This window comes from uncultured Fluviicola sp., from assembly GCF_902168135.1.
GTDB lineage: Bacteria > Bacteroidota > Bacteroidia > Flavobacteriales_D > Crocinitomicaceae > Fluviicola.
In genome coordinates this window covers 196928-209502 of the sequence record NZ_CABHOL010000024.1, presented here as the reverse complement: position 1 = coordinate 209502, position 12575 = coordinate 196928, and the positions used below count along the sequence as shown (strand labels likewise).

The window sequence follows — 12575 nt, the reverse complement described above, 5'->3', positions numbered from 1 at the left end:
TTAGCACGCAAATTTCGTGCATAATTTAAAACTATGACAAGATGGCAGATGGAGAAAAGATAATCCAGATTAACATCGAAGATGAAATGAAATCGGCGTACATCGATTATTCGATGTCCGTAATCGTATCCCGTGCACTTCCTGATGTGCGTGACGGATTTAAACCGGTACACCGCCGTGTATTATATGGTATGCAAGATTTGGGGGTTTACTCGAATCGACCGTACAAAAAGTCAGCTCGTATTGTTGGAGAGGTTTTGGGTAAGTATCACCCGCACGGTGACAGTTCCGTTTACGACACCATGGTGCGTATGGCACAGGATTGGTCTTTGCGCTACCCGTTGGTTGACGGACAAGGAAACTTCGGATCGGTTGATGGTGACAGTCCGGCAGCAATGCGTTATACCGAGGCACGTCTGCGTAAGATCGCTGAAGAGATGCTGGATGATTTGGACAAAGAGACGGTTGATTTTGCTCCGAACTTTGACGACTCATTACAGGAGCCTACTGTTTTACCTTCAAAAATCCCAAACCTGCTGGTGAACGGAGCAAGCGGTATTGCAGTTGGTATGGCAACAAATATGGCGCCGCACAATTTAGGAGAAGTTGTCGACGCTATTATCGGCTATGTTGACAATAAGGATATCGAAGAGGAAGAATTACTTCACTACGTAAAAGCACCTGACTTCCCTACCGGAGGTATTATTTATGGTGTTGACGGAGCGCGCGAAGCACTATTGACAGGACGTGGCCGCGTAGTAATCCGCGGAAAAGCCGAGATTGAAGAATATGGTGGCCGTGAACAGATCATCGTTACGGAAATTCCTTACCAGGTGAATAAAGCAGAAATGATCAAAAAAACTGCTGAACTGGTAAATGACAAAAAGATCGAGGGCATTTCGGACATTCGTGACGAATCTGACAGAAATGGTATGCGTATCGTTTTTGAATTAAAGCGTGAAGCCATTCCAAACGTTGTTCTAAACAAACTTTATAAATACACAGCTCTTCAAAGTTCCTTCTCTATTAACAACATTTGTTTGGTTGACGGAAGACCTCGTTTGTTGAACCTGAAAGAAATGATTGCTGAATTCGTGAAATTCAGACATGAAGTCGTTGTACGCAGAACCAGGTATGAATTGCGCAAAGCAGAAGAGCGTGCTCATATCTTAGAAGGTTTGATTATTGCTTCAGACAATATTGATGAAGTGATCGCTATGATCCGCTCATCAAAAAGTCCGGAGGAAGCCCGTGAGCGTTTGATGGAGCGTTTTGCTTTATCTGATATCCAATCCCGTGCTATCGTTGAAATGCGTCTGCGTCAATTAACAGGACTGGAGCAGGATAAATTACGTGCCGAATATGCTGACCTGATGGCTTTGATCACTGACTTGAAGGATATCCTGGATCGTGAAGAGCGCAGAATGCAGATCATCAAAGACGAATTGATCGAAGTTCGCGCAAAATATGGTGATGCGCGCCGTTCACAGATTGAGTACTCGGCTTCAGAAATGAAAATCGAAGATTTGATCCCGGATGAAGAAGTGGTTATTACGATTTCTCATGCAGGATATATAAAACGTACGAACCTGGATGAATTCAAAGTTCAGAGCCGCGGAGGAATGGGATCGAAAGGTTCTACTACTCGTGATAAAGATTTCTTAGAGCATTTATTTGTGGCAACTAACCACAATTACCTATTAATCTTCACAGAAAAAGGACGTTGTTTCTGGATGCGGGTGTTTGAAATTCCGGAAGGAAATAAAACCGCAAAAGGAAGAGCCATCCAAAACTTGTTGAACATTGAGCAGGATGATAAGATCAAAGCGTATGTGAAAGTCAAAGATTTGACCGACAAAGAATACGTAGAGAACAACTTCATCGTAATGTGTACGAAACAAGGTATCATTAAGAAAACATCACTGGAAGCATATTCCCGTCCGAGAGCAAACGGTATTAACGCGATCACAATCCGTGAGAACGATGAATTACTAGAGGCTCGATTGACAGACGGAACAAATGAGATGGTACTTGCAACAAAAGCAGGCCGCGCTATCCGTTTCAATGAAGAAAAAGTTCGTCCGATGGGAAGAAATGCTTCCGGAGTTCGTGCCGTAACGCTTCAGAATGAAAAAGATGAAGTGGTTGGAATGATCTGTGTGAAGGATAATGCTGAAACAATCATGGTTGTTTCCGAGAAAGGATACGGAAAACGTTCCTTCCTGAACGATCCGGAAGACGGTGAGCCGGTTTACCGCATTACCAACCGTGGAGGAAAAGGAGTGAAAACCATTTCGATCACGGATAAAACCGGACCACTTTTGGCAATCAAAACAGTTGCTGACGAAGACGATTTAATGATCATCACCAAAGCAGGTGTTACCATTCGTATGCACATTGATACAATCCGTGTTATGGGACGTGCCGCTCAGGGAGTTCGTTTGATCAACTTAAAAGGAAATGCTGCAATTGCTGCAGTAGCAAGAGTACCGCGTTCTGATGAGGAAGAAGAATTCGAAGATGAAGACGGAACGATCATTGACGGATCTTCAGATGGTGCTTCTGAAGAAACAACAGAAACAAATTCGGAGGAATAATATGGAAATTGTATTTTGTTTGCATCTTTAGAGTCGATAATGGCATAAAAGTTGGAAACAGGATCGATCAAGCGTTATCGCAGATAATAAAAATTTAATTAGGTATGAATTATTTGAAACTTACTAAAGGAGCATTGATGGCAGGAATCGTAATGATTTCATCACTTTCTTTTGCTCAAAAAAAGGTAGAAACGGATGCTGCTTTGGCATTCCAGAATTTTGAGAAAGCTCAAATGGCCGGAGACATGGTCGAGAGTAAAAAACAACTGTTAAAAGCTAAAGAGTCTATTGATATCGCCTCAACGAATGCTGAAACAGAAAAAAGTCCGAAAACGTTGTTCCTGAAAGGAGAAATCTATACCTCCATGCTTTTATTAAAAATGCTTGGAGATGCAGAATTCAACAAGAATGTTCCTGAAAATGCAAAGGAAATTTCTATCAAAGCTTACAAAGAAGCTTATGATCTTTCCAATAAATACGATTCGGATATTCAGAACAGTGTGAACACGATCAAACAAATGCTTTACGCTACAGGTTCTGCTGCATTTGATGCAAAAAAATTCAAAGAAGCGACCATGGCCTTCGGAACGGTTAATGATTACACCGGAATTCTGAACCAATTGGATACAACCGCTATTTACTACGCTGGTATCGCGTCAGAAAATGATTCCAATTACGTTCAGGCTGCTGAATACTACAAAAAAGCAGCTGATGCGAATTACAAGCCAAACGAAATTTACCGTGCAACAGCTATGGCTTACATCAAAGCCGGACAAAACGATAAAGCAGTTGACTTCTTAAAGCAGGCAATTACTAAATCCCCGAAAGACAAACATTTGTACTTTGCTCTGGGAACTATCGCGATGGAAATGAACGATGACCAAACCGTTTTGGAAAACCTGAATAAAGCTGTGGAAATTGATCCGAATTATGCCGATGCCTATTACAACCTTGGAAGTTACTTTTCAAGTAAAGGATTTGAATTGCGTCAAAAGGCAGGAAGTCTTCCTCCGAATGCGAAAAAAGAATCGGATGAATTGCTTTCAAAAAGTTTAGAGTTCTACGGTTTTGCATTGGATCCTTTAGAGAAGTATATTGCACTTTCTCCAAAAGATGTAGATGTTTTGAACAGTTTGGTGAAAATTGCACGTGCTGTAAAAAACACTGAGAAAGAAGCAAAATACAAGCAAATGCTCGATGCTGCCAGACAGTAATAACAAAACTCATAAATAAACCAGTAGGGCCGTCTCGGTTAAACCGAGATGGCCCTACTGGTTTTAACTGTAACCAATTAAACATTATCACGTTTACCATAACATACCCTCTCTTTTAAACGACAACAAACCCGATTTAACGGAAAATTAAACACTCCGTTCCTGTGAAATCCCTATATTAGCCGACTCAAAAAGAATCTGCATTGCAGTTGCTAAAAACGGAACAAAAGAGAGAAAAATATATGAAAAACATTCTTGTCATAATTTGTCTGGTTGTCGGTTTTCAATCATTCGCGCAATTGAGTGCTGTAAGAGGAAAAACATCCTACAATTTTTGGCTGAACCTTCCGGATTCAGCTACTCTGAACAACAATCCTCCGATCCTGATCTTTCTTCATGGAAAAAGTTTAAGCGGAACAGATTTGAATCGTGTTAAAAAATACGGGGTTATCCACGAAATTGAAAAGGGACGAAAAGTTCCTGCAATTGTCATTGCGCCACAGGTTGCTAACGGATCGTGGAATCCGGACAAAGTCCTGGAAGTTTTGGAATACGTACAAAAACAATACAAAACAGACACCAATCGCGTGTATGTTTGCGGGATGAGCCTTGGCGGTTATGGAACCATGCATTTTGCGGGAAAACATGCGGACAAAATTACGGCTGCCGTTGCACTTTGCGGCGGAGGAAACCCGAAAGATGCCTGCAACCTGGCAAGTATCCCGATGTGGATCCAGCATGGAAACAGGGATGAAGCAGTTCCGGTTCGTTATTCACGGGAAATGGTTGCGGCAATTAAGAATTGTAACAACGGGAAAAACCTGATCTATACAGAAATCGCAGGCGCAAATCACGGAGCATTGGAACGTATTTTCCGCACCGATGAAATGTATGACTGGCTGTTTGCACAAGTCAGAACCGCAGCCAATGAAGTAGTAATGGTACAGGTTCCGAAAAAGACAGAAAACGGAGCTCCAACCGAACCTGCCCAGGCAAAAACTTCTGAAAAGAAACCGATAGGCGCAGGAAGCAACTAATAAAAGTTCAACAAGTTCAAATAGTTCAACAAGTTCAAATAGTTCAAAAGTTGAACCCCTTGAACTATTTGAACAATTTCTACTTGAATTGAATAGCAGAATATTTAAAGCTGATGATCATTTCATCAAACTGCTTGATAAAGTCCTGCCCGAGATTTCCTTCAAAATCACCACTGACATTTTCCATATTATCTGTCCTGACCTGGAGATTTTGTAATGTGGCTTTGGAAGAATCCACGGCAATGGTGAGTTTTGGAAGTACATATCCTTCAAACGTTACCATCCCTCCTGCTCCTCCGGTTTGAAGAGTCTTTTTCTTTCCTTTTCTTTTAACCTCTTTTTGGTATTTCAGGTAATATTTACTGTTCAATGACGTTTCAACCGCACCGGTATCAAAAGTAAACTGAAGCGTATCCGAACTTTTCACCACCTGGACCACCGGCACAAATCCATTCAGGATCATATTGCTTACGGGAAACATTTTGGCAGTTTTAGGAACCATCAACTGATCATCTTTGGTAATGTGTATTTCATCCAGGTTGCGGATTACGGGGAATCCGATAATACCAAGTATTGTATAATTTGCTTCTGCGAAAGTGAGGTCTTTATCATCAAAAACCAGGAACACTACGTTTTCACAGGTGATCACTTGTCCGGATCCTTCAGGATCTCCGATCTTCAGTTCTTTGACAACTGCCAGGTCGCTTTTCACTTTTGCGCCGGTAATTGCAGAAACGTTAAACTGGATCGGAATAATCTCACACCCCATTTCAAGAGCTACAGAACGCTGTATTACTGAAAAATTGGCCCCTGTATCAAAGATGAAATTTTTAGTGTTTCCGGAGACAGTTACCGGAATGTTCGCCAATTTAGCATTGTCTCGTGTTAGCTGAATAGTTACATCCGAAGTGTGGTGAATCACCTGTTTACCTGAATTTTCCAACCCTTTCCAAATGGTTCCGGTGTTGGTAAGGTCCGCAATTTCATCTTCCGTGCATACATGACTGAAATTGTTCAGAATGTATTGATTGGTCAAATAAGCATCTTTGTACTCAAATAAATTTACCAGGTTCAACTGCTTGACCATCAAAATTTCTTTGAAAAGTGAATCGTTATTCATCCTTCCTGCTCCTTCCAGGAATTCCTCAATAGCCTCGTTCGACTCCCTGAAGTGGGAAAATGCATTTTCAACCAAACTCCAGTAGTAAAAATAAACTTCCTTATCTATTTGGGATTTATTGGTGATAAGCAGGTTTTTAACCTCAAAAAAGTTTTTCTTCTGAGCTAAAACTTCTAATTCCGAATAGAACTTATCTTCATTAAAAGAACGGCTTTTTTGAGCTTCGGAAAAGAAGCTTAAAAGACAAAAAAGAATGACAAACAAGTTTTTCATAAGCTCAGAATGAATCATGAAGATAATTAAACCTTTGCGTTCTTTCACTCTTTGCGGTTAAAAATAGAATTTGATTTATAATTTTGTTTGCAATTACTTCAACTCCGACCACTTCTTCTGAACGATCTTTTTGAATTCGTCTTTTTTAAAGGCACGTTCGTTGATTCCGTCGTATTCTTTTACGATATTCCCGTTCCACAGGTAAAAGACTCCCGGAGTATCTTTTGTTCCTCCAAGCACTGTCCAGAAAGAAGCCACATCTAAAATCTTGAACGGATATTTTTTCCCTGCAAAGGCAAAAAAGTCGGGGATTAATTCCGCTTCTTCATCCATGAATACAATTTTCATTTCCGGGAAATCCGGATCTTTGGCAGCCATTTCGGTGAGTGCTTTTGCCGTTTCTTTACAGTGATCACATCCCGGTGCGAAAAAACACAGAATTTTTCTTCCTTTATCGATGTCAGCATATTGAGAAGCAAATCCTGATCTTTTTGCTTTCGGTTCATCAGCAACCGGTTTTTCTTCGGTTTTCGTTTCCTTTTCACCCGCTTTCACTTCTTTCGGATTTGCAGGAACCGTTTTTCCAGTTTCGGATTTTTCGGTTTTTGGCGTATCTGATCCGGGGGTTTCGGAAACAGTCTCTTCCTCCTCTTCCATATTCATTTCCGCCATCATCTCGGCAGCAAGCTCATCATTGGATTTACGCTGGATCGGTCCAACCATAAATACCGCAAGAATGGAAGCGAAAGTAATTGCTGCCAGGAACGAGAAGTTCAATTTATCATTTTGCTTCGACGTTTTTTGGTAAAGAATAACCAGCAATCCCATACCGATGATATTCTTGATCAAAGCCTGAACCGGTGTCATAGGAAGCAAAGAACCAAAACATCCGCAGTTCCCGCTGTTTCCGGTTGACGCAATTTCATAGCTCAAATGAATGCTAAAGATCAGCAGCATTAGGAACGACATCGGAATGACCAATCTTTTGAAATAATTCTTCTGAAGCAGGAGAATCCCCAGGGCCAATTCACATCCGATCAAAATACGCGAGAAATAAGCCGCGCTTGTTTCACTGAATCCCATAGGGATCAGTTGTTTCACCTCAAATGTCGGCAAAGCCAGATTGGGAGACGGATACAATTTTGCTACTGCCGAAAGCAGGAACATAAATGCCATTAATCCTTTGATGATCATTGGGAGCTGTTTGTTCACAAACCCTTGTTTCTCTATGCCGGTAGTTGTCATAACGCGATTTTATCCCCCTAAAATAATAGAAACAACCATTCGTATTTCCCTTTTTAGTAAAAGCTTAACAAATAAGCTCCACGAATTTAAATCTCATTTATTTCTTTTACCACAAATACCTGATTAGAATGAGTCTACCGGCGGGAGTTATCCATTTAAAACCGGTGACATAAAAAGTAACGAAGATCGAAACTTAATAGGCTGCTTTGACAAGACAAATATTCAAATCTTTGCGCTCTTTTACCTTCGTGCCGCGTCTTTCAGACTGCACTCCGTCTTCACCAGCCACAGCTGGCTCTTCTTTGCGGTTTATAAATCCTGTCTTATTTTAACCGCTAAGAGTGAATGCTTACGCCGTAGCCCTTGCCTTTGTGAAGCCACTGTGCCTTCGCTGACCGCATGTCGCCAAAGCTTTAGCGGCGGCACAAGCTACAGCATAAGCGTTTCGGCAAAACAAGGTCAGCGAAGGAGCAAAGAACGCAAAGAACTTAAACTCTGTTAATGATGTAATCCCCGAACCAGGTCTTTTGGTCTGTGAAACGCTGCTGAACCGATAAGGGGGATTGATCAATGATCTTCGACAGGATCTGATCGTTGTATTTCCTGGAGATTTCCGTATGAATTCGCTCGTTCTCTTCAAATGAAAACGATTGATTGATTGCTTTAACTTCCACCACCTGTTTTTTGGTACTCTTCAGGAAACTTTTGGCAATCCCTTCAGACTCGTGGTATTCGGGATCATGCACAAAACCATCGAGGTCAAAATTTGCATGCAGTTCCCGATTCATCCGCTCTAATAAGTTCAGGTTGAAATCTCGTGTAATGCCCGCTGCATCATCGTATGCAGGCAGAACAACTTCTTTTTCCTTGATCAGATCAACCCCCAGAACAATCTTATCTCCTTTGTTCAGGTTCTTACTGAGAGAGGCGATAAAGCTTTTTGCCTGTTCATCCGGCATATTCCCGATATTCGATCCCAGGAACAAAATGATCTTCCTGTTGGGAGATTTTTTCAGATCGCTCAACATTTGGAAATAATCACCATGCAGACTGTTGATGGCAAGTTCCGGAATTTCCTCTTTCATCCGGTTTTCCAATCCGTTCAATGCATTGGAAGAAATATCAATTGGAATGTACTTGAAAGTAACACGGGCACGAATCAATTCGAATAAGAGGTGAATGGTTTTTGTTCCGTCACCTGCACCCAGTTCTACCACCTCTATTTCTTCCCCTTTTTGAATATCAAAGCTTGAAATGATAGCTGTTGACTGCTGTTGGAAGATCTCCATTTCTGATCGTGTCAGATAATACTCGGGCATATTCATGATCTGCACGAATAATTCGTCACCGCGTTTATCGTAAAAATACTTGGAGGGAATTTGCTTGGGATTTTGAGAAAGTCCCAACCTGACGTCTTGTTTAAATTGTTCTAATATCATCTTACTTTGCTAATCTGATTCCTGAATATTGCCATTGAAAATGTGGGTGGAAAAAGTTCCGGTAGGTTTTTCTGCTGTGATTAGGTGCGGTTGCCACGGAAGCTCCGCGCAATACCATTTGATTGATCATAAATTTTCCGTTGTATTCGCCAACGGCGCCTGCTGCGGTTTTGAATCCGGGGTACGCCAAATAAGCACTGTTGGTCCATTCCCAGCGTTTCCCCCAATCCAGGTTTTCGGAAGCTGCTTCCCATTCAAATTCAGTTGGTAAGCGTAATCCCCGCCAACTTGCGTAGGCTTGAGCTTCGTAATAAGAAACATGTCCCAATATGGCATCCGGATCTACTTCTTTTAAACCCGCAAGTGTGAAATAATGCCACTTCCCATTGATCTTATGCCAATAAAGCGGACTTGTAATCTGATTCTCGTTTAACCACGACCAGCCTTCATCCAGCCAGCATTCAAAACGGGAATAACCGCCTGCCTCCATAAACTCCATGTATTCACCATTGGTAACAAGTGCATGCGAGATCTCGAATTCATGCAAATACACCCGGTGCCTGTTCAACTCATTGTCAAAGCAAAAAGCACCACCATCGTGTCCTATTTCGTAAACTCCCTCCTCCATTGCGAGCCAGCCATAAGAAGTGTTGGAATCTGCCAATAAATTGAACGATTCATCGTAAACCGGGAAAATCGGATTATGACCAAGTGTGTATTTTAAATCTGTGATCAATAATTCCTGGTGCTGCTGTTCGTGGTTCAACCCCAGTTCGATCAATTCCCTTAATTCGTTAGAAATCTCTTTCGAGAGTAATTCCATCATTCCACCGTCAACATATGCGCGGTAAGCGTAGACTTCAGAAACTCCCGGACGTGTAATATTCCCCCGGTCCGCACGAAAAGTTCGCTCACCGATCGTATTGTAATAAGAGTTGAATAAAAAACCGAAATCCGGGTGGAATTCCCTGTATGTATCCAGGTTTCTCTTCAGGATCATTTCTTCAAAAAACCAGGTAGAATGAGCTAAATGCCATTTTGGAGGACTCGCAAATGCAACAGGCTGCGGAACATAATCTTCGATCTGTAAGGGCTTGCATAATGCCTCTGTTCTATTTCTTACTTCTAAATATTTTTCTTTCAAATGCATAAAATCCAATTAATCCTCAACAACCTGAACACCTTTCCAAAAAGCCACTTTTCCTTCAATACTCTTGGCCAGCTCCGAAGTTTTCGGATAATACCAGGCAGCATCTTTGTTTGTCTGTCCATCCATTTCCAGCGAATAATAAGAAGCTACTCCTTTCCACGGACAAGTTGTGTGCGTATCTGAATCTTTAAAATATTCCTTTTTGATTGTTTCCTCCGGGAAGTAATGATTTCCTTCTATAACTACCGTTTTCTCACTTTCTGCTATGACGGTATTGTTCCAAATTGCTCTTTTCATTCGTTCAGTATTTTAGTAATTTTCATTGGGTGTTCCGGTTGCAGTCAAAGACTCAGCCTTTTCAAGATACGAAAAGAAACCGGAACCAGATTTAGGTTTTCCGAAATTTAATTGCCAATTAATCCCAATTTTATCATGAACTCATGATCGGACGAAGGAATAGCAATCCGAGGAAAAATTGATTCTTGTGATAAAAACCAGGCAATAAGTTCTTATTTTTAAAATTCCTTAGAACTAAAATTCTCATGTCAAACATTCAGCTTATAATCGAAGAACGCGCAGCAGATATTGGTAATTTCCTGGTTGGACGCTTATTGCCTTTTCGCCAGAAACGGGCTGTGGGACCATTTGTATTTATTGACCACATGGGGCCGGCAAAGTTAAGTGATCACCAGAATCTGGATGTCGGGCCGCATCCGCATATCGGATTATCGACTCTCACTTATTTGTTTGAGGGTGCAATCATGCATCGCGACAGTATCGGGTCAATGGTAGAAATCCAACCGGGAGCTGTCAATTGGATGACATCCGGAAAAGGAGTAGTTCATTCGGAAAGAACGCCTGAATACCTGCGTCATTCCGAAAAAAGCCTGCATGGATTGCAAATCTGGGTTGCTCTTCCGAAAGAATTGGAAGAAATGGAACCTTCATTTACGCATATTGAAGCGAATGAAATCCCGGAATGGACAGAAAACGGGGTTCATTACAAACTGGTTGCCGGTGAAGCATTTGGAAAGAAATCTCCGGTCCCGGTTTACAGCCCGCTTTACTTCCTGGAAATCAAAACCAAAGAAGCAGCAACGATCAGCATTGGAGATCAATTATTCGGAGAAAGTGCTTTATACATCCTGGAAGGCAGTATCAAAGAAGGTGAAGAAACATTTGGCCCGAAACAAATATTAATCGCTAAGAACACCGAATTGTGTTCGTTTGAAATGGCGGAAAACTCGACTGTTTATATTTTCGGAGGGGAAGCATTTCCGGAAGAGCGGTTCATTTTTTGGAACTTTGTTTCCTCACGTAAAGAGCGCATCGAAGAGGCTAAAAAAGCCTGGACCGAACAGACTTTCCCTAAAATTGAAGGAGAAACCGGGTTCGTTCCGCTGCCGGAACCCAAGTTTTAACAAAAGTTCAAAGATGTTCAACAGTTGAAAAGGTTTAAAAAAGCCATTTGAACATTTGAACATTTGAACATTTGAACATTTGAACATTTGAACATTTGAACATTTCTAAATAAAATTATGATAGAAGTAAACCAATTTGACAGAGAAAACAAAGGTTTTTTCAAAGCAACGGAAGACGGTAAAGAAGCCGGAAGAATGACTTATGCATGGGTGAACGATGACCGGATCATTATCGACCATACAGAAGTAAACGGCGAATTCAGAGGAAGAAGCGTCGGGAATTTAATGGTGCAGGCAGCCGTAGAATTTGCGCGCAAAGCGGGTATCAAAATCATTCCTTTATGTCCTTTCGCAAAAAGTGTCTTTGATAAGACTCCGGAATACCACGACGTACTATGATTGATACTTTCCCGAAACTTCGGGACTCAGTATCCTTTAGCGAAGGGAAAAAATAAAAGTAGACTTCGACTCCGCTCAGTCTACTTTTTCACGTATTGTGTCAGGATGTAAATCGTTTGTCCTTCTACTTTTCCTTCAATTAAGGTCGGATCATTGTGGACCAAACGAATATTCCGCACGGCAGTTCCGCGTTTTGCTGTAATTGTAGAGCCTTTCACATCCAGATCCTTGATCAAAACAACCGTATCCCCTGCCTGTAAAACAGCTCCGTTGGAATCGATATGCTTTACAGCGTCTTCATCTTCCATTCCGGATTTCGCCCAGCTCAGTTCTTCCTCTGTCAAATAGATCATTTCAAGCAAATCGTTCGGCCAGCCTTCTGCTTTTAATTGATCGAGCATGCGGTAAGCCGCCACTTTCACAGCAGAAACTTCACTCCACATGGAATCATTCAGACACCTCCAATCGTTGGGAACCAATTCTTTCTTCCCTTCCAATTGATCTTTGAGGTTTTGACTGATCAGGATGAAATCGTCCACCGAGTTACCTTCTGAGGGTTGTACCTGGTAAACCTGCAAATCATTAGTTACCCCACTTAACTCACATTTTTCTCCGCTGCGAAGATTTAATTGCTTTTCAAAATTCATGCGCCAAAGTTAGCAAAAAAGAAAAGCCCCGAT

At 41.5% G+C, this 12575-nt stretch carries 11 protein-coding genes; 5 read left to right on the top strand and 6 right to left on the bottom strand.

Annotated features, from left to right (window positions below):
- The first annotated feature begins 41 nt into the window (after positions 1–41).
- The 3 genes from gyrA to QZT69_RS10310 all read left to right on the top strand — a co-directional run bounded on the left by gyrA (position 42) and on the right by QZT69_RS10310 (position 4848).
- Positions 42–2597 carry a DNA gyrase subunit A gene (gene gyrA / locus QZT69_RS10320; protein ID WP_294673751.1) on the top strand — a complete coding sequence of 852 codons (2556 nt, stop codon included), beginning with the start codon at positions 42–44 and terminating at the stop codon, positions 2595–2597.
- 104 nt (positions 2598–2701) lie between these two features.
- Positions 2702–3811 (top strand): tetratricopeptide repeat protein, encoded by a 1110-nt coding sequence (locus QZT69_RS10315; protein ID WP_294673749.1) that lies wholly within the window; start codon positions 2702–2704, stop codon positions 3809–3811.
- 242 nt (positions 3812–4053) lie between these two features.
- Positions 4054–4848, top strand: a complete 795-nt coding sequence (locus QZT69_RS10310; RefSeq protein WP_294673747.1) for a prolyl oligopeptidase family serine peptidase — start codon at positions 4054–4056, stop codon at positions 4846–4848.
- 79 nt (positions 4849–4927) lie between these two features.
- Here QZT69_RS10310 and QZT69_RS10305 read toward each other — a convergent pair whose 3' ends face one another.
- The 5 genes from QZT69_RS10305 to QZT69_RS10285 form a co-directional block, all read right to left on the bottom strand.
- Positions 4928–6241, bottom strand: a complete 1314-nt coding sequence (locus tag QZT69_RS10305; protein WP_294673744.1) for a retropepsin-like aspartic protease — start codon at positions 6239–6241, stop codon at positions 4928–4930.
- A 93-nt stretch (positions 6242–6334) separates the two neighbouring features.
- A complete protein-coding gene (locus QZT69_RS10300) occupies positions 6335–7486 on the bottom strand; it encodes a MauE/DoxX family redox-associated membrane protein (RefSeq protein ID WP_294673742.1) in 1152 nt (383 codons plus the stop codon).
- Between the two features lie 488 nt (positions 7487–7974).
- A complete protein-coding gene (gene egtD / locus QZT69_RS10295; protein ID WP_294673740.1) occupies positions 7975–8925 on the bottom strand; it encodes an L-histidine N(alpha)-methyltransferase in 951 nt (316 codons plus the stop codon).
- Position 8926: 1 nt separating this feature from the next.
- On the bottom strand, positions 8927–10075 hold the full coding sequence (egtB, locus tag QZT69_RS10290) for an ergothioneine biosynthesis protein EgtB (RefSeq protein WP_294673738.1): 1149 nt from the start codon (positions 10073–10075) through the stop codon (positions 8927–8929).
- Between the two features lie 9 nt (positions 10076–10084).
- Positions 10085–10372: a DUF427 domain-containing protein gene (locus QZT69_RS10285; protein ID WP_294673736.1), complete on the bottom strand. Its 288-nt coding sequence runs from the start codon at positions 10370–10372 to the stop codon at positions 10085–10087.
- 245 nt (positions 10373–10617) lie between these two features.
- On the opposite strand from QZT69_RS10285, the gene QZT69_RS10280 reads away from it, so the two are divergent.
- Together QZT69_RS10280 and QZT69_RS10275 are read left to right on the top strand one after the other, a co-directional pair.
- Positions 10618–11496 carry a pirin family protein gene (locus QZT69_RS10280; RefSeq protein WP_294673735.1) on the top strand — a complete coding sequence of 293 codons (879 nt, stop codon included), beginning with the start codon at positions 10618–10620 and terminating at the stop codon, positions 11494–11496.
- A 117-nt stretch (positions 11497–11613) separates the two neighbouring features.
- Positions 11614–11895, top strand: a complete 282-nt coding sequence (locus tag QZT69_RS10275; RefSeq protein ID WP_294673733.1) for a GNAT family N-acetyltransferase — start codon at positions 11614–11616, stop codon at positions 11893–11895.
- 80 nt (positions 11896–11975) lie between these two features.
- Here QZT69_RS10275 and QZT69_RS10270 read toward each other — a convergent pair whose 3' ends face one another.
- Positions 11976–12542 (bottom strand): alkylphosphonate utilization protein, encoded by a 567-nt coding sequence (locus tag QZT69_RS10270; RefSeq protein ID WP_294673731.1) that lies wholly within the window; start codon positions 12540–12542, stop codon positions 11976–11978.
- Positions 12543–12575 lie beyond the last annotated feature (33 nt).